Source organism: Gordonia sp. PvP123 (assembly GCF_040547295.1).
Classification (GTDB): Bacteria; Actinomycetota; Actinomycetes; order Mycobacteriales; family Mycobacteriaceae; genus Gordonia; species Gordonia terrae.
Genome location: NZ_JBEPPN010000005.1, coordinates 85,299 through 103,372 on the forward strand (window position 1 = coordinate 85,299; position 18,074 = coordinate 103,372).

Below are 18,074 nucleotides of genomic sequence, written 5' to 3' on the forward strand. Positions count from 1 at the left end.
CGCCCCGCCGCTGGTTGAGCCGCCCCGCCGCCGGTTGAGCCGCCCCTCCGCTGGTTGAGCCGGCGACGAGCGCAGCGAGGAGCCGAGTCGAAACCACGCCCCTTGGCCCATTCCCAGGGTCGCCGCATACGGTGGGGGTCATGCGCGTACTCGTGAGCGGCGGCGCGGGCTACATCGGCTCGCACACCGTCGTCCAATTGGTCTCGGCCGGACACGACGTGGTCATCGTCGACGATTTCAGCAATGCCAAACCGACTGTCGTCGGTCGGCTCGAGGCGCTGACCGAGCGTTCCATCCCGGTGCACGCCTTCGACCTCGCCGACGTCGACAAGACCGAACACTTCTTCGCCCACGAGGACATCGACGCGGTCATCCACTTCGCGGGGTACAAGGCGGTCGGCGAGTCGGTGGCCAAACCGCTCGACTACTACCAGAACAACCTCGGCACGACCTTCGCGCTGCTCCGCGCGATGGAGCGCCACGACGTGCACACGCTGGTGTTCTCGTCCTCGGCGACGGTCTACGGTGCCGAGCCCGAACTACCGATGACCGAGGATCTGCCCACGTCGGCGACCAACCCGTACGGCTGGACCAAGGTGATGATCGAGCAGATCCTGCGCGACGTCGCCGCGAGTTCGGATCTGTGGCGTATCGCGGCGCTGCGCTACTTCAACCCCGTGGGCGCTCACCCGAGCGGGACGATCGGCGAGGACCCGTCGGGCATCCCCAACAACCTCATGCCGTTCGTCGCGCAGGTCGCGGTCGGCCGGCGCGAGAAGTTGTCGGTGTTCGGCGACGACTACGACACCCCGGACGGAACCGGTGTCCGCGACTACATCCACGTCGACGACCTGGCCGCGGGTCACGTCGCCGCGCTCGACCGGATCAGCACCGGAGGGGCCGGCATGTCGACGTGGAATCTCGGTACGGGCCAGGGCGTCTCGGTCCTCGAGGTCGTGCACGCGTTCGAGCGGGCCAGCGGCCGACCCATCCCCTACGAGGTCGCTCCCCGTCGTGCCGGTGACATCGCCGCGTCCTACGCCGACCCGACTCGGGCGAACGCCGATTTGGGCTGGCACGCCGACAAGACCATCGACGACATGTGCGCGGACACCTGGCGGTGGCAGTCGGGCAATCCGAAGGGGTACCCGGACGCCTGAGGCGGTCCCCGGCCCCCGCTCACGCGGGCGTGTGCGGGTCGTCGGGGTCGACGATCTCGTCTGTCGCCCAGCCGATGTAGCGCCGGGCGGAGGTTTCGACGACGCCGCGGGCGTCGTGGTCGATCACGACGCCGAACGCGTCGTAGAGCCGGTCGAACCGGAGTTCACCGATACGGTCGACGATCTGGCGGACGAGCCGCGGCGACAGCGGAATCATGTTCGGGTAGCTGCGCATGAAGGTGACCATGCCCGGTTGCATCACACCCTTGACGGTGTCGCCGGTCAGGATCGCGCCCCGCCCGTTCGCGGCGTCGGGTAGGTGGAGGACCGCGCTCCCGGGAAAGTGCCCACCGCACCGGACGAGTCGCACCCCGCCGGGAAGATCAGCCGTGTCGGTCCAGAATTCGATCACCGGGTCCGGGCGGGTCACCCAGCGTCGGTCGAAGTCGTTGTAGTACACGGGGACCCGACCGAATCGATGGCTGAGCGACACACTCGCGCCGACGAGGTGCGGGTGGCTGGCGGCGACGGCGGCGAGCCCGCCGTGCCGTTCGAGCCACTCGACCAGCGCGGGCCCGATGAACCCCGGTGGCTCCCACAGGATGTTCCCGTCGGACGTGGCGATCACGAAGCCGCGCTGCCCGATCCCGACCGACGGACGCACCGTCAGCGCGGTCAGGCCGGATTCCACCTCGTCAGTGGTCAGTGCGTTGTCGGCGGTCTCGTCCAACGGCATGAAATACGGTCCGCTCTCCGGGAGCCACTGCCGGTCGTCGTCGCAGATCGGGCACATCGCGGGCGGGGTATCGCCCGGCGGGAACTCGTTGGCGCAGAAGACACACATCCAGGGCCGCATGTGTCGACGCTAGACCCCATCACCCGCGCGGTGTCGGGGATCGGCGCCGCGGCCGGGGCAGGACGATCAGGGCGCGGGCGGCGGATAGACCAGGTCGTTGACGCGGTAGATCACCGCGTCGCCGCGGCGGAACACCTCGGTCAGTCCGGGCGCACCGTTCTGCCGTAGCGACAGGAACGGGTCCCCCTGGTGGCCCCGCGAGGGATCGGGCATGCCGCGCTGGAACTCCCAGTAGCTCGGCGGCGAGTCGATGACGTAGTGCACGTTCATGTCTCGCACGATCTGGTCGATCGCCGGGTCGGCGCCGATCTTCGACACACCCCAGAACACGTCGCGCTGCCGCTCCGAGAACTCGTTGGCCCGATAGAACGGGAACATGGGTGTGACCCCGGTGACCGGGTAGAGCCAGCCGGTCCCCTGGTCGAGGTTGTTCAGGACGAGCACGTCCTGGGCATCGGGTTGCGACGCCAGCCATGCGTAGGCGGCGAGGTCGTCGGGGCCGACGTACTTGCCGCCCCGCTCCTTCGACGCGATCTGCGCATTCGGCGGATAGCGGACGACGGCGGCGCCGGCGATCAGCGCCAGCAGCACCACATACGTCGCGGCCACCACCCAGCCCGCCTTCCCCGACGTCGTCTCGCCCGGTTCCCGGCCCTCGGCCTGACCGGACACCGCGCGGCGTCGGACGAAGCCGGCCACGCCCAGCGCGAGAGCGCCGATCGCCACACCGGCGGCCGCCGCCGAGATGATCGCGACGACGAACGTGAGGCGATGCGGCGAGTTGTAGAAGTACCCGCCGATCACCCCGAGGGGCGCCGACAGCGGGCCGAGAGACACCATGGCGTTGGCGGTGACCAGCGCGAACACGAACCACGCGGCGAGCCCGGCCCAGCACCGCGACCAGGCCAGCGCGATCAGGCCCAGCAGGGTGACGGCGATCAGCGGCCACACCGGGAAGTGGTCGAGTTCGAGCGGGATCGTCCCGTTGAACGCACCTTTGACAAGTCCGTCGAGCACGCCGATCGTGTCCTCGCGGAAGTCGAAGAACGGGAGCTCGTTGGTGTCGGCGACCCGGATGGTACCCAGCACAACCGGCGCGATGAGGACCAGTGTCAGCACGGCCGTCACCGCCAGGGCCGCAAGGTCGCGCAGGCGCCCGGCAACCGGACGCCACAGACCCTCGCACAGCCACCATAGGCCGACGATCACGCCGACGACGATGAGACCGGACGGGTGCGTGGCGGTCACACCGGCAACGGCAAGCGCGGCGGGCAACACACGGGAGCGGTCCGAGACGACGCTCATCACGAGCACGGCGGCCACCGGCGCCAGGCTGACGCCCACCGCATTGGGCACGGAGGTCAGCTGGATCTCGACGTACGGCAGCGACGGGAACAGCGCGCTCAGCGCTCCCGCCGTGCCGGCGATGAAGGCGGCCGAGTCGACGTCGTAGCGGTGCCGCGCGAACCAGTAGGCCAGCGACGCGACGCCGAGCGGCACGGTTACCGCAAGCACCGCAGGCGAATAGGTGTTGTAGAGCTCCACCGGGTCGACGCCGGTCAGCGGAAACAGCAGCGCGCCCAGCGCATGCCAGGTGTTCGGGTAGTAGTTGAAGCCCTGGGTGTCGTAGTTCATCAGCTCGCCCATACGCATGGCCGAGCCGATGCCCGTCTCGTGGATCCAGCGCAGAGAACTGGCGTGCCACAACGAGTCCCACACCTGCGAGATGTTGCCGAGACCCGCGAACGCGGTGTTCACGATCGGCCGGATACAGGTGACGGCGATGACGATGCCCCCGAGTGCGAGGCCCGCGGCGACCCGCAGCACCGCCGTGCGGCCCACCCGGTGTTCACCGGTGTCCTCGGATGGCGGCGCCAGCCGTCTACCCCGGCGCGTGAGCAGCAGCGCCGAATAGATCCAGGCGCCGGCGACCGCGAAGACCAGGCCGACGAGCGCCGACACCCCGTTCCACTCGAAACCGACGATCGAGTACAGCACCGTCAGGATCGAGACGAGAGCGAAGGTGATGGGCGGGCCGGCGGCCAGCGCGACCGGCCACGGGAGGTTCATCCGCCGGCCGACGAGCGCGCCCGGCACGATCAGCACGAGCGCCGACACCACGACGACCCATGCCCCAAGCATCATCGCCCGCGCCTTTCCACACTCACCCGCTGCACTCCCCGTCGCACCGTCGACCACACCGCCTGCGGTGGCCGACCAAACTCCCAGCAGGGTACCGGGTGGTTGCGCGGCGGTGCCGGGTCACCGCGCCCGGGCGGCCCCGAGGTCTGCGGTCGCGAGCGGGGCATGCGGGTCGACCGCGGCGTCCGGCCCGTGGCGTCGATGCCCGACGAGTGTCACCGCCAAGCACACGACGGCGGCGACGGCCCCGAACCCGAACATCATCGGATACGAGATCCCCACCCACGTCTCCGAGATCCACGCCAGCACCGCAGGCACGGCGAAGCCCAGGTAGGTCACGCCGTAGTAGACCGCCGTGAGACCGGCGAGGTCGTCGGGGCCGGCGATGCGCTGCACCTCCAGGAGACCGGCGATCATCGCCATGCCGTAGCCACAGCCGAGCACCGTCGACGCCAGGAGCGCGACCCAGACGGTCAGCACGTGGGCGGCCACCGCCGCCAGGACCATTCCGACCACGAGCACCACCAGGGCGACGACGACTCCGCGGATACTCCCCGGCCGGTCGATCCGCCGCCCCAGCGACTGGATGCCGAAACCGGCGGTCAGACCGACCACGCAGCACAGGCCGGCGAACGCGATCGGCGCTCCCGCGGTGCGCGCGGACATGAGGGCGGGGACGATCGCATAGCCCGACGCCGCGGCACCGAACACCCAGGGTGCGAGCGGCATCACGACGACCAGGAAACGACGATGACCTGCGGACGGGATGCGCAGGTCGTCGCGCAGACGCCCCGGAGAAGCCTGCCGGGCACGCGTTTCCGGCACCAGCACGATCAGGTTCGCCGCCACGACCGCGACGCCGATGTTGATCAGATAGGGCAGGACGTGCGGCCAGGGTCCCCATTGCGCGAGCACACCGGCCACTCCCGCCCCGACGCCGAAACCGGCGGTGAGGCTCATCGCCGCGCGACCGGCACCGGCCCCGGTCCGCGCGCCGTCGCGGTCGGAGAGCTCCTTGATCCAGCTCCCGCCGACAGCCATCGACAGACCCAGCGCGATCCCGCTGCACACGCGCCCTGCGGTGAGCAGCGCCACCGACTCCGATCCTGCGGCCAGCAGGCCCGAACCGACGGCCGCGAACAGCGGGGCGGGCAGCATGAGTGGTCGTCGACCCAGCCGGTCCGACAGCGGACCACCGATCAGCAGAGCGGGCACGATGCCCAGCACGTAGGCGAACAGCAGCGCGTCGACGACCACCGGTGACAGATCGGTGATCTGGCGGTACATCACCAGCAGCGGCGTGAACTCGTTGCCGCCCCACGCGGTGGCGAACACGGCGAGCGCGACGGCGGGCCATCCGAAGCGCGCGCGGCCGGCGCTCACGCCCGTGCCCCGGGGAGGTCGTGTCCGGGTAGATCGTGGACCGCGACGAGGTGGCCGGCGAGCAGCTCGTCGAAGCGGTCGGCATCGGCGGACTCGACGGCGTCGAGGAGCGCGAGGTGGTCGTCGAGGATTCGGGCGGCGACGGCGGCGTCCCGGTGGACCGAGGCCGTCGTCATCCGACGATGGCGCTCCCCCAACGTCGTGTAGAAGTCGGAGAGCAACGGATTGTCGCCGGCTGCGGCGATCAGCTGATGGAACTCGGCGTCGATCCGCGCGAACTGCCGGATGTCAGCGGCGTCTGCTCTGCGATGCGCGGTCAGGTTGTCGCGCAGACTCCGCACGAGTGCGGCGGTCGCGGCCGGGCGCGCGACCACCGACTGGACCGCGTGCCGTTCGAGGAGGAGCCGAGCGTCGACGACGTCCCGGATCTCGCGCTCGCCGATCGGCACCACGAGCGCCCCGCGCTTGGGGTAGAGGCGCATCCAGCCCTCTGTCTCCAGACGCAGGAATGCCTCGCGCACCGGAGTGCGGCTCACAGAGCACCTCGCAGCGATCTCGCCCTCGCTGATCAGCTCACCGCCGGCAATCTCGTTTGTGAGTATTTGCTCTTTGACCTCGGCGTATACCCGCTCAGCAGCAGATTCGGTGGTCGCATGCAACATAGACACAAGTTGTACCTTACCAATGACCATTGTGTGGTCTACCTGGCCCGACCCACCTATCGGCACAATCCCAGACGGTGAGACACTTAATCCGGCCGTAACGAGCGTCACCCCGCTCACACGAGCCCGACCCGCGTCCGCTGAGTCCACCCGCTCGCGTCGATGCGGATCACTTCTAGCTCGCGGGCAGCGTGGCCGGCGAGACGATGCAACCCGCATATTTCGCGGCATTCCAGGAGGACCCGTGACGAGCACGGAGGACACACGTATGGGTGAGACCCCCTACACCGAACCCACGATCGCCGATCACCCCATCACCGATGAAGAGATCTTCTTGGCGCACGTCGGCGGCAAGCTCTCGGTGGAGTTGCGCGCACCCATCGACACGCAGCGCGACCTGTCGATCGCCTACACCCCGGGCGTGGCCCAGGTGTCGCGCGCGATCGACACCGACGCCACCCTGGTGAACAAGTACACGTGGACCGACCGGCTGGTGGCCGTCGTCAGCGACGGATCGGCAGTTCTGGGACTCGGCGACATCGGACCGCGCGCTTCGCTGCCGGTCATGGAGGGCAAGTCCGCACTCTTCCGCAGCTTCGCCGGACTCAACTCGATCCCGATCGTCCTCGACACCCAGGACCCCGACGAGATCGTCGAGACCCTCATCCGGCTGCGTCCGAGCTTCGGCGCCGTGAACCTCGAAGACATCTCCGCGCCCCGCTGCTTCGAGATCGAACGTCGCGTCATCGAAGCCCTCGACTGCCCGGTCATGCACGACGACCAGCACGGCACCGCGATCGTCGTCCTGGCCGCCCTCAAGGGTGCGACGACGCACCTCGGCCGCGACCTCGCCGGCCTGAAGGTCGTGATCTCGGGCGCCGGCGCCGCGGGCGTCGCCTGCGCGAACATCCTTCTGGCAGTGGGTATCTCCGACGTCGTGGTGCTGGACTCCAAGGGCATCGTGTCCCAGGGACGGGACGGACTGAACGAGTCGAAGAGCGAACTGGCCTCCCGCACCAACCCGCGCGGGCTGACCGGCGGCGCGGTCGAGGCACTCGCCGGAGCCGACGTCTTCATCGGTGTGTCGGCGGGTCTCATCCCCGAAGAGCTCATCGCGTCGATGAACGACGATTCGATCGTCTTCGCGCTGTCGAACCCCGACCCGGAGATCCATCCGGAGGCCGCGGCCAAGTACGCCGCGATCGTCGCGACCGGCCGCAGCGACTTCCCGAACCAGATCAACAACGTGCTCGCGTTCCCCGGCGTCTTCAAGGGTGCCCTCGACGCGGGCGCACGCCGCATCAGCGAGGGCATGAAAATCGCTGCGGCAGAGGCGATCTTCTCGGTCGTCGCCGACGACCTGCGCGCCGATCGCATCGTGCCCAGCCCGCTCGACGACCGGGTCGCCCCGGCCGTCGCGGCTGCTGTCGCCGAGGTCGCCCGCGCGGAGGGGCACTGCTCGTAGTCGCTCGGCACTGACTGCCAGACCTCAACTCGACTGCCAGACTTCGATCGAAGTCTGGCAGTCGAGTTGAGGTCCATTGGTCAGAGAGTGCTCAATAGTTCTGGTCCTGCCAGGTGCACAGGCACACCTCGTTGCCTTCCGCGTCGGCAAGCACCCAGAAGGCCGGGGCGTACTGGTCGGTGAGCAGTTGTCCGCCGGCGGTGATCGCCGCTTGCAGACGCTCGTAGAGTTCGTCGGTCGGAATCCACAGGTCGACGTGCATGCGGTTGCGTTGCGGGCGCGGCTCGTCCATCTGCTGGAACCAGACGCTGGGCAGTCGGCCTGCCGGGTCGACGAGGTCTACGGGTTCGCGCTCGGTGGCGTCGCCGTAGCCCAGCACTGCTTTCCAAAACGGCCGGATGGCCGGGATGTCAAGGGCGTCGATGGCCAGGTTGAACTGCGTGACGGGTGCGGAGGCCGGTTCGAGGCCGAGGTCGGCGGCGATGCCGGTGATCCGGTTCGCCAGTGCGACATCGGCTTCGGTGAGCTGATGCGCACTGTGCGTGGTGAGCACGAGATGCACTGTCCCGTAACGCAGATCGATGTCGGGGTGGTGGTTCGCTTCCTCGGCGGCGTCGATGATCTTCGCGACGAACTCACCGCCGCGCACCATCGAGCCGGTGTTGTAGGCGGCGGCCAGCCTGTCGGCGATGACGCGCCAGGGATCGGCCACCATCTCGGCAGCCTGGGCGGTGGTGAGCGGTGAGCGGGTTGAGCCGGTCATACCGCCCCATGCTGCCCGCTTCATCGGCTTTACGAAAGGGTGCGCGCGGTTCAGCTTCTGTTGGTGGTCGCCGCGGCGAGTGTTGCGATCGCTTGGTGCGTCGCCGGGAGGCACCCGCGACGCGCATCGTGATCGAGGGCGGTACCCGCGCCGATGACGGGGTCGTAGTCGAGGCCGATCACGCCGCCGACTGCCCCGGACACCACATTGACCAGCATGTCGGCGAGTCCGTCGTCGTGGGTGGTCGGCAACTGCGAGGAGATGACGACGATCGTCTTTTCGAGTACGCCTGCCCGGTCCCATTCGGCGAAGACGACGCGGGCGCGGTTGAGCAGGTCGGGCCGCGCCGCGATGACGAGTACCGGTGTGAGATTCGGGAGGTCGTCTTCGGCGAGCTCGGGCAGCAGCGTGAGCGGGTGCGCGCCGGCGTCGACGACGGGAACCGCGCCCTGCCGCCACGTTTCGACGACGGCGTCGGTGGCCGTCGCATCATCGGGCGGGAGCCAGAGGCCGGTCCCCGACGCCGTGCGGAGCAGTTCCTGATTCCCCGAACCACGCAATCGCAGCTCGATGTCGCAGTCGTTGCCCGAGGCGTCCACCCACCATGAGAGTAACCCGAGCGTCGACGACGCCCGATGCTCGGCAAGCAACGCCGAAACAACCGATGCCCCAACGCCGCCGGCTGTCCCGCACACGACGACGGCCCGCTCGGCCCAGGCCTGCGGGTCGCCGTCGCGTGGGGTGGTTGGTGCGGTCATCTGGGGTCAGGGAACGAGCATGTGAAACCCGACGAGTCCACCGGTCGGTGTCCGAACTGGGTTGTTGATGGCGTAGGTCGTGATGCCGATGGTCGCCGGCCCCGACCCGGTCGGGACATCCCACACCTTCTTCGCTCCGGGCCGGGGGCCGAACGTCGCGGGCACCCACTTGTGTAGGGCGTAACCCCGGATGCTCGTATACGTCGTCTGAAATAGCACGCGGCAGTTCGGATTCCGTTTCCAGCTGGCACCGTCACCACCAAATCCGTTGGACCGCGCAGTGACCCGGACAACGCCACGCTCGTTCTGCGGTGTACGGATCGTCACGTTGACGGTCCCGCGGCAGTAGGAATGGTCGCCCATCGTGCCCAAGTTGTTGCCGTAGAGCGCGATGTTCGGAATCGGCGCAGCAGTCGCCTGACCGACACCAGACACCATCGCCGCCGCGAATGCGGCCAGCAAAACCACAATAGCCAGTTTCTTCACGTCCAACTCTCCGTCGCTAGGACTATTCTGCTTCTCGTCGGAATTGCGCGCCTCGCAGCAAGCAGCGCCCGTCGAAGGGCATGCAACTCGCCCAGGACCTTTGGCTGTAACGCTCGATTTCAGGGAACGAGAACGTAGTAACTGACCCCTCGCGAGTAGATCTGACGGAATCCGCTATTGGGCGCATACGTCCGAGTCTCAATTGCCACTGGGCCCGAGCCCGTGTGCACGTCTTGCACCACTCTGGTTCCGGGTTTTGGTCCGAATGCGACGTTGGAGTACTTCGGCACGAGATACCCACGTGCGCTGATGAACTCGGTGCCAAGGACCATGCGGCACACTGGATTTCTTCTCCACCCAGGCCCGTCTCCAGTGAATCCATGGGAAGTTGCAGTCACGCGGACTACACCTTTCTTGCCTTTCGGAACCGAAAGCCGGACGTTTATAGCTCCGCGGCAAAATGAGTGGTTCCCGATCGTCCCAAAGTTGTCACCCAGCACCGCGAACTGAAGTGGGAGTGGTGCAGACTGTGAACTTCCAGTCCCTGCAAAGGTGGCTGCAGAAGCGATCAGCGCAGCCAAACAAACGACAATCAATCGTCCCATCGCTACTCTCCTTTTATAACCACAAGACAGCGAATATTTCCGAACCGCTAGAGTCCGGGCCTATCAGCGCCCGTCGCTTCCGCAGGCCACAGCACGTCCCCGCCGGGGATCGCGTTCTTCAGACTGTCGGACTGAGAACGGGTCCAGGCACGAACCGACTTCTCAGCGTGCGGACCAAATACCGCGTACGGCGATCGAGCCTGCACACCAGACCATTTGAAAGTCGAGGCTCCGATCTTTGCGTCAACGTCGCCACGGTGGTTCACCACGTAGACCACCGCAGGCAGTCCTGAGCGGCGTGCGTGATCTGCCGACAGATGAAACTCGAACTGGTTCGGTCCGCTGGCATCGGGAAGTGCGTGACGCGGACGCTTTTGGCGCCACGGCTCATCTGGGTTCGCTCCGGGGTCTCCCGCTCCCAGTGCGTAGGCGAGGACTCCGCCGGCAGTCCCGCCGATAGCGAGACCAATCGCCGCGCCCGCGGCGCCCGCGCCGATCCCTCCGACTGCCGCTCCGATACCGGCACCGGTTCCAACCGCGGGAACCAAGTTAACGAATCCGAGCACGGACCCCACACCTAGTCCGATGCCTGCTCCTACTCCTGCGCCTACCCCCGCCCCCACAACCGCCGACGGAATACCAAGCGCGACAGCACCAGCGGTACCACCGGCCATCACACCGATGATCGTCGCAGCAGCACGACGAGTCGCCTCGTCCTCCGGAACACCAGCAGAGATCAGACCCTGCGCGATCTTCGCCTCGCCATACGCCGACCACGCATTGATCGAGTTCACATCCCGCTTCGACATGCCCTGCGGGATGTCAGTGACGAAGTTGCCCACACGAATCTTCTCCGGCGGCGGCGCAATCGGCCGAACCGGCGGCGCAACCCGCGGAGCCACCCGATTGTTGATCAACGGCGTGTACGGCTCGTCATACGAATAAGACCCAGGCGCGGTGTACGCCTGATACGGCGCCTCCACCGGCGGACCCGGAATACTGCCCGGACCCGGAACCACGACCGGCTCGACCGTCGCCTCAGCCCCGGCACCACCATCCGGAGACACATCCCCCGGACTCGTCCCACCCTGCTCCGGCACCGCAAACGCCGCCCCCGCGCCCGCGGTGATCGACACCGCGACCACCGCCGACGTCACCGACAACAACGGACCACTCGGCACACGACGCTTCCGATGCCGACCCCGACCATGACTCATTACTCGACTACCTCTCTGGTACGCCCGCGGTGACCCCAAGCACAGTACGGTTTTTTTCGCATGTTCCATGCTCGAAATAGCGGAAGCCATTCTCCTACTCGGCGAGAAGCGCTTTCATCCCCGTTTGCTTGCTAGCCAAGTCCGATCATGAGAGCCGGGCCTCGACCTAAGGCACCAGCATGTAGTGGGAAACTCCGTAAGACTGCATGACGCGAACGGGGTTGTTCCGCGCATACGAGACGGCCTGGAACTGAACAAGACCGGACCCGGTCCGGATGTCGTGGACCACCTTCTGCCCACGCCTAGGACCGAAATCGGCGTTGAAGAAGCTCCATTTGGCATACGCCTCGATGCTCGTATGCACTGTGCCGATCAGAAGCTTGCACACCGGCTTCCGCTTCCAGCTCGGACCGTTTCCTATGAAGCCGGAAGACGTGAGGGTGACCCGAACGACCCCGCGCTTGGATGGGGCGGCAGTCAAGCCCACATGCAGGACCCCTCTGCAGTAGGAATGATCACCAAAGGTTCCCATGGTGTCGCCAGTAATACCTATGCGTGGCAGCTGAGGTGCAGCATCGCTCTTCCCAGCTCCGACGACCAGAGCCGCGCACGCCACGATGAGGGCGACCGCTAGACACAGCAAGCGTTTCATTTTTTCTTCAGAGCTCCGTTTCTCAGTGGTTTATGGCCGCAGAGTGGCCGCCCTCGGCCGGCCACAGGACGTCACTCCCGGGGAATGCATTCTGCAGGCTGTCAGATTGTGCGCGAGTCCAATCACGGACCGACTTCTCAACGTGGGGACCGAGCACTGAATATGGCGATCGAGCCTGAACCCCGGACCAATTGAAGGTTGAGGCTCCGATCTTTGCGTCAACGTCGCCACGGTGGTTCACCACGTAGTCCACCGCGGGCAATCCCGAGCGGCGTGCATGGTCTGCCGATAAATGAAACTCGAACTGATTTTGCCGTTCTGCCTCCGGAAGCGCGTGACGCGGGCCATTCGGACGCCACGGCTCATCTGGGTTCGCTCCGGGATCACCCGCTCCAAGCGCGTATGCGAGTGCTCCGCCAGCCGTCCCGGCGATCGCGAACCCGACCGCAGCCCCGGCAGCGCCCGCGCCGATGCCGCCAATCGCGGCACCTGCACCGGCTCCGATAGCCGCCCCTGTCAAACCCATCACGCCCCCGAAGAAGGGTGACGAACCGATGAGCGCACCCGTTGCAGCACCAATCGGCGCGCCAACGACTGCCCCCACAACCGCCGACGGAATACCAAGCGCGACAGCACCAGCGGTACCACCGGCCATCACACCGATGATCGTCGCAGCGGCACGACGAGTCGCCTCGTCCTCCGGAACACCAGCAGAGATCAAGCCCTGCGCGATCTTCGCCTCGCCATACGCCGACCACGCATTGATCGAGTTCACATCCCGCTTCGACATGCCCTGCGGGATGTCGGTGACGAAGTTGCCCACACGAATCTTCTCCGGCGGCGGCGCAATCGGCCGAACCGGCGGCGCAACCCGCGGAGCCACCCGATTGTTGATCAACGGCGTGTACGGCTCGTCATACGAATAAGACCCAGGCGCGGTGTACGCCTGATACGGCGCCTCCACCGGCGGACCCGGAATACTGCCCGGACCCGGAACCACGATCGGCTCGACAGTCGCCTCGGCACCGGCACCACCATCCGGGGAGACATCACCCGGACTCGTGCCGCCCTGACCGGGAGCCGAATCACCCGGACTCGTCCCACCCTGCTCCGGCACCGCAAACGCCGCCCCGGCGCCGGCGGTGATCGACACCGCGACCACCGCCGACGTCACCGACAGCAATGGACCACTCGGCACACGACGCTTCCGATGCCGACCCCGACCATGACTCATTACTCGACTACCTCTCTGGTACGCCCGCGGTGGCGGGCAGAAACTCACTCAACGGATCGAATGGACTGGATGTAGGACTTGCCGCCGGTGGTCGTGGTGCGGATGACCTGCCGGTAGGTAATGGGCGCCGCGTCGGGCTGCAATTCGGTCAGCACCACCGAGTACTCGCCGGGTCCGCGGTCAGAGACTGTCAAGCAGTGCCGGGTCCCGAGCGGTCGCTGGTTGATGTACTGCTGCATGACGTACTCAGAGGCCACCGCGCCCGGGGCTGCGACCGCGCGTGCCGCCCTCGCCGAACGCAGGACGTAATACGCGTGGTTGAAGGCACGGATCGCCCCGGCGCCGGACTCCTGATTGCCGGCGTCGTCACCGTCGGACACCGTGGTTCCGGCACCCACCGGGCGCTGGGTACACGCGGGCTCCGGGACCACGGGCGATGTGGACGCTGCCAACCCGGCAGACGTGGCATCGCTGCTCGACGTCGATGCCGTCGTCGCCTCGGGTCCGTCACCGCGGGTCAGTACTACACCCAACACTGTGGCCACAATCACAAGAATCGCTGCTGCCGCACCGGCGATTCGCAGTGGCGAACCGACACGTGGGGACTTCTCGTCGCGCCCACCCGATCCGGTCTTCCGCTTGGCTCGCACCGACTTCTCGGCCTCGGCCAGGAACACGTCGAGCTCCGAGGGGACGCGTGGCGTGATGACTTCCGGCCCGGCGACCACCGGCCTGCTCGGCGGCGCGACAACCTCAATCGGCCGCTCGAGGACGGCCACTCCGGACGACTGCGCAGCTGCGTGAGCTGGGCCGACGGAACGGTGTCGGGCCAGGTGAGCGGCCAGATCGGAGGCGGGTGTCGCGTCGACGGCAGGCCACGGCGGGACGTCGGGAAACCACAGAGCAGGAGCGCGCGGCGGCACCAAAGATCCCTCCCCCCGGCCGGTGATCGTGTCGTCGTGAAGTTGCGCTCAACGACAGCACGACGCACGGGGTCCCCCGAATACGTCGGCAGTGCCGTCGCTGACCTCGGGTCACCCTACAACAGCTCTCAGGGACCTCTCAGCTGTCATCCACAAGGGTGACACGGGCGCCTGACCTCGGGTCCTGCACCGAAACGCCCCGCTCGCTAGGGTCGCGACTGTGCTTCTCACGGCCGCAGTTGCTCGCGGGGTCGCCGACGGAACAGTCGACCTCGCCTTCCGGCGATGGGGCGATCCGCGCATACATCCGGGCTCGAGCTTCATCGCGCTGAAGCACATGATCGAGGTGACGTCGATGCAGCGCGTCGACCCCGAGCGGATCACGGACGACGACGCACGTCGCGCGGGATACGAGGCTGCCGACGACGTGCGCGCCGCCCTGTGCGTCAACGTCCAGAACCCGACCTACCGGATCGGACTGCGGTGTATCGGCGAGGACCCGCGGATCGCCCTGCGCGCCGATGATGATCTGTCCGACGACGACGTAGACGAGATCCGGAGCCGCCTCGATCGCATGGACGCGCGGTCCAATCGCGGACCGTGGACGCGCGAAGTGCTCGACGCCATCGCCCGCCGCCCAGGGGTGGTGTCGACCGACCTTGCGGCCGAACTCGGTCGGGAGAGAGCGGGATTGAAGCAGGACATCACCAAGCTCAAGAAGCTCGGACTGACCGACAGCCTCGTCGTCGGTTACGAATTGTCGCCGCGTGGCGTCGAGTTCCGCCGTCGCGACGCCCAGTAGAGGCGAAACGCCGTGCCCCTACCGTCCGGTCGGCCACAATCCTCCGCATGGACCGCATCCGAGCCGGAGTCACGTCAGCGTTCGTCGCGGTGGTGGCCGCAGTTCTGTGCCTCGCCGCGGGCACCGCGCACGCCGCCCCGTTCCCGGTCACGACCGACGCGGCGACTGCCATCGCCTCTCGGTATCTGAGCCCGGCGTCGGAGTCGCCTCCCGGCGCCAATCGCTTCGACTGCCGTGACCGTGACGGACGCAACCCCGTCGTGCTGCTGCACGCGACGGCCATGAACCAGAGCGCCAACTGGGCGTACCTCGCGCCCACGCTGGCGAACGCGGGATATTGCGTGTTCAGCCTGACCTACGGCCAGACCAGTTGGAGTGGCAACACCGGCGGGCTGGGGAACAAGGAGCAGTCCGCCCGCACGGTCTCGGACTTCGTCGGGCGGGTCCTCAGCGCCACGGGCGCAAAGCAGATCGACTTCGTCGGTCACAGCCAGGGCGGCGCGATCGCCCAGCTTGTCACCCAGATACCCGGACGCGCGGCACAGGTGGGCACGATCGTCGGACTGTCCGCGTCCAACCGCGGCTACTCGCGCGTCGGCTCCCTCACCGATCGGCTGCCGGCTCGGGCACCCGGACAGAGCTATTGGGGTCCCAGGCATCCCTCGATCGAGTACGTCAATCTCGCGACGCGATACGACGAGATCTCGACGCCGTACCCGGTCACCTTGATGCCGCCCGGGCCAAACATCACCAATACGCTGGTCCAGGATGTGTGCCCGGCGTCGAGGATCGGTCATGTCGGGATGGCCTACTCCCCCACCGTCGGGGCGCTGGTCCGCAACGCGCTCGACCCGGATCACCGGGTGCCCGTCGTCTGCGGCTCGGACTTCCCGGGCTGACCGACATCCACTTCGACGGAAGCTCCACCTGCGTCGACGACCCGGGTTTTGCTCGTTCTCCGACCCTCGCTAGACTCGTCTGCGCTGCCTCGCGTAGCACGCCGCCCTAGCTCAGTCGGTAGAGCAATTCACTCGTAATGAATAGGTCAGGGGTTCGATTCCCCTGGGCGGCTCGGATAAGGCCAGGTAGATCGGGTTCCCACACTCGGTCGCCTGGCCTTCGTCGTTTCTAGGGCACGAATACGGCACGGAATCAGGCCAATCGGTCGAGGATGTGGCGGGTGTCGGGGGCGTCGATGGCGCGCTCGACGTAGTGCCGTTCGGTGACCGCTGTGCCCGAGTGGCCGAGCTGGATCGATGCCGCGCCGACGCCGAGTTCGCGCTCGACCATCGTGCCCACGGTCTTGCGGAAGCTGTGCGGCTTCACCCACCCGTAGTCGTCGCCGCGGGCTTTCCGCCACGCGGTCCGGACGTTCGCCGGCCATCGCGGTGCGCCGGTGCGCGTCGGGAAGATCAGGCCCTCGGCCGAGGGGATACCGCGGTCGCGTTGGCGTCTGAGCGCCTCGACGGCGAACTGGGGCAGGATCACGGTGCGCCGACCCGCGTCGGTCTTCGTTCGGTCCTGTCGGTAGCAGCCGCGGCCCTTGCTCGTCACGACGGTGCCGGCGATCGTTGCCGCGACGCGGTCGGCGTCGAGGTCGGTGAGGTCCTGCCAGCGGAGCGCCAGCACTTCTCCGATCCGGGCGCCGGTGCCCAGCATGACGTCGACGATCTCGACGAGGTCGTGCGCGCGCTTCGGCCCAAGGCGCTGTTCGTCCTGCCACGCGCGGATCCGCCGGCGCAACTCCTGGACGTCGTCGACAGTCAGGGCCTTCGGTTTCGCGCGGGACGTCGGCGGCCGATACGCGTCTGTCACGGGATTGTGCGGGACGCAGTCATACCGGGCCGCGAGTGCGAACGCCTGCCGCAGGACGACCCGGGCGTCGCGCTGACCCGACGGTGTCGGGATTGCGCGGAGGAATCGGTCGATCTGGCCGACCGTCGACTCGCGGAGGGTGACCGCGCCGAGACCGGGCTTGATGAACTTCTCGACCGCCCGTTCGTAGTACTCGACGGTGGACTGCGAGCGGTCCGAGTTGCGGACGTCGCCCATCCAGCGGTCCAAGAGGTCGGCGACGGTGCTGTCGGCGGTGAGGTCGTCACCGCCCGCCGCGCGGTGTCGTTCGCGGATCGCGTCTTTCAGCGCCGCTTCGGCTTTCGCGCCGGTCGTACCGTGGGCCTTCACCTGACGGGTAACTCCGTCGAAGTCGCGGTATCGGGCTCGCGCCATCCAACGACCGTCGCCGAGCTGGCTGCGCGTGATCTTGCCGTACGTGCCGATCCCGAGGCGCGGCCTACCCATCGTCATCCCCGTTCATCTGCTCCGCAGACACTCCCCAGTAGAACGGGTAGTCAGCCTGCCTCATTGAGCGCTCGGCAATCTCAACATCCTTTGCACGCCTGAACAATTCGACACGAGTCTCTTCGGGGGCGTCTCGAATATCCGGCTCGTCGAGCAACTTTCGCGCGGCCTGTCCGCGGTCCGCCGTCGCTTCAGCCCACCGACGTGCCATCGCCATGACGTCGATTGACTCATCTCCCGAACCGGGCTGCGGGAGCTCGCCCGCGAACATCTGGGCCGCGTCGATTGCACGAACGGAGCCACCGGGGAGGTATTCGACTGGCGCGCTGGGCAAACCGGGATACAACAACTGCAACGGGGGCACCTGCAGAGCAGCGGCGAGCACCACCAACTCCTGGACCGGCAGGGTTCCTCTCCGGCGCCCTGTTTCAGTCTCGGAGATCGTCGTTCGGGGGACGGGGTAACCCAGCTCGGCGGTTCGGTCCGACAGCCACTGAGCAGAACGCTTGCCTCGCAGCCTCTTGATCTCGACTCCCACGCGACTGGTCATATCTGTTGCCCATGACGACATGCCGTCAGATTACAGCGTCGTAGACGCACCGCCGACACTGTGCTAGGAATGACGTGTGCTCGTCGTTCATACGGCACCTTGACGAATCACAGTC

The 18,074-nt window shown here is 67.2% G+C and carries 16 protein-coding genes and 1 tRNA gene; 5 read left to right on the forward strand and 12 right to left on the reverse strand.

Annotated features, from left to right (window positions below):
- The first annotated feature begins 140 nt into the window (after positions 1–140).
- A complete protein-coding gene (galE, locus tag ABIC25_RS10660) occupies positions 141–1,160 on the forward strand; it encodes a UDP-glucose 4-epimerase GalE (protein WP_004022136.1) in 1,020 nt (339 codons plus the stop codon).
- Positions 1,161–1,179: 19 nt separating this feature from the next.
- Here the strand turns inward: galE and ABIC25_RS10665 are convergent, their stop codons facing one another.
- From ABIC25_RS10665 to ABIC25_RS10680, 4 genes are all read right to left on the reverse strand, one after another.
- Positions 1,180–2,016: an MBL fold metallo-hydrolase gene (locus tag ABIC25_RS10665; RefSeq protein ID WP_354561356.1), complete on the reverse strand. Its 837-nt coding sequence runs from the start codon at positions 2,014–2,016 to the stop codon at positions 1,180–1,182.
- 66 nt (positions 2,017–2,082) lie between these two features.
- Positions 2,083–4,161 carry a DUF6541 family protein gene (locus ABIC25_RS10670; RefSeq protein ID WP_354561358.1) on the reverse strand — a complete coding sequence of 693 codons (2,079 nt, stop codon included), beginning with the start codon at positions 4,159–4,161 and terminating at the stop codon, positions 2,083–2,085.
- A gap of 117 nt (positions 4,162–4,278) precedes the next feature.
- Positions 4,279–5,541 (reverse strand): MFS transporter, encoded by a 1,263-nt coding sequence (locus tag ABIC25_RS10675; protein ID WP_354561359.1) that lies wholly within the window; start codon positions 5,539–5,541, stop codon positions 4,279–4,281.
- Positions 5,538–6,203, reverse strand: coding sequence for a GntR family transcriptional regulator (locus ABIC25_RS10680; protein ID WP_354561660.1), 666 nt, complete (start codon positions 6,201–6,203; stop codon positions 5,538–5,540). Before ABIC25_RS10680 ends, ABIC25_RS10675 begins: the two co-directional genes overlap by 4 nt.
- A 268-nt stretch (positions 6,204–6,471) precedes the next feature.
- On the opposite strand from ABIC25_RS10680, the gene ABIC25_RS10685 reads away from it, so the two are divergent.
- Positions 6,472–7,668 carry an NAD(P)-dependent malic enzyme gene (locus ABIC25_RS10685; RefSeq protein ID WP_033204498.1) on the forward strand — a complete coding sequence of 399 codons (1,197 nt, stop codon included), beginning with the start codon at positions 6,472–6,474 and terminating at the stop codon, positions 7,666–7,668.
- A 91-nt stretch (positions 7,669–7,759) separates the two neighbouring features.
- On the opposite strand, the gene ABIC25_RS10690 is transcribed toward ABIC25_RS10685, so the two are convergent.
- The 6 genes from ABIC25_RS10690 to ABIC25_RS10715 form a co-directional block, all read right to left on the reverse strand.
- A complete protein-coding gene (locus ABIC25_RS10690) occupies positions 7,760–8,431 on the reverse strand; it encodes a 4a-hydroxytetrahydrobiopterin dehydratase (protein ID WP_354561360.1) in 672 nt (223 codons plus the stop codon).
- Between the two features lie 50 nt (positions 8,432–8,481).
- Complete coding sequence (locus ABIC25_RS10695) at positions 8,482–9,189, reverse strand: hypothetical protein (protein ID WP_354561361.1); 708 nt, start codon at positions 9,187–9,189, stop codon at positions 8,482–8,484.
- A gap of 6 nt (positions 9,190–9,195) precedes the next feature.
- Positions 9,196–9,681 (reverse strand): enoyl-CoA hydratase, encoded by a 486-nt coding sequence (locus tag ABIC25_RS10700; protein WP_354561362.1) that lies wholly within the window; start codon positions 9,679–9,681, stop codon positions 9,196–9,198.
- Positions 9,682–10,327: 646 nt separating this feature from the next.
- Positions 10,328–11,497 (reverse strand): hypothetical protein, encoded by a 1,170-nt coding sequence (locus tag ABIC25_RS10705; protein ID WP_354561662.1) that lies wholly within the window; start codon positions 11,495–11,497, stop codon positions 10,328–10,330.
- A 674-nt stretch (positions 11,498–12,171) separates the two neighbouring features.
- A complete protein-coding gene (locus ABIC25_RS10710) occupies positions 12,172–13,383 on the reverse strand; it encodes a hypothetical protein (protein ID WP_354561364.1) in 1,212 nt (403 codons plus the stop codon).
- Positions 13,384–13,427: 44 nt separating this feature from the next.
- The gene (locus ABIC25_RS10715) at positions 13,428–14,306 is read right to left on the reverse strand and encodes a DUF8176 domain-containing protein (protein WP_354561365.1); all 879 of its coding nucleotides are present in this window, start codon (positions 14,304–14,306) and stop codon (positions 13,428–13,430) included.
- A 220-nt stretch (positions 14,307–14,526) separates the two neighbouring features.
- Here ABIC25_RS10715 and ABIC25_RS10720 point away from each other — a divergent pair, with 220 nt between their 5' ends.
- The 3 genes from ABIC25_RS10720 (at position 14,527) to ABIC25_RS10730 (ending at position 16,180) form a co-directional block, all read left to right on the forward strand.
- Entirely contained in the window at positions 14,527–15,108 is a 582-nt protein-coding gene (locus tag ABIC25_RS10720; RefSeq protein WP_354561367.1) for a hypothetical protein, read from the forward strand.
- Positions 15,109–15,155: 47 nt separating this feature from the next.
- Positions 15,156–16,007, forward strand: coding sequence for an esterase/lipase family protein (locus ABIC25_RS10725; RefSeq protein ID WP_354561368.1), 852 nt, complete (start codon positions 15,156–15,158; stop codon positions 16,005–16,007).
- Between the two features lie 100 nt (positions 16,008–16,107).
- Positions 16,108–16,180: transfer RNA gene (locus ABIC25_RS10730), tRNA-Thr, on the forward strand.
- Between the two features lie 80 nt (positions 16,181–16,260).
- Here the strand turns inward: ABIC25_RS10730 and ABIC25_RS10735 are convergent.
- Entirely contained in the window at positions 16,261–17,415 is a 1,155-nt protein-coding gene (locus ABIC25_RS10735; protein WP_354561369.1) for a tyrosine-type recombinase/integrase, read from the reverse strand.
- Positions 17,402–17,980: a hypothetical protein gene (locus ABIC25_RS10740; RefSeq protein WP_354561371.1), complete on the reverse strand. Its 579-nt coding sequence runs from the start codon at positions 17,978–17,980 to the stop codon at positions 17,402–17,404. Before ABIC25_RS10740 ends, ABIC25_RS10735 begins: the two co-directional genes overlap by 14 nt.
- Between the last annotated feature and the right edge of the window lie 94 nt (positions 17,981–18,074).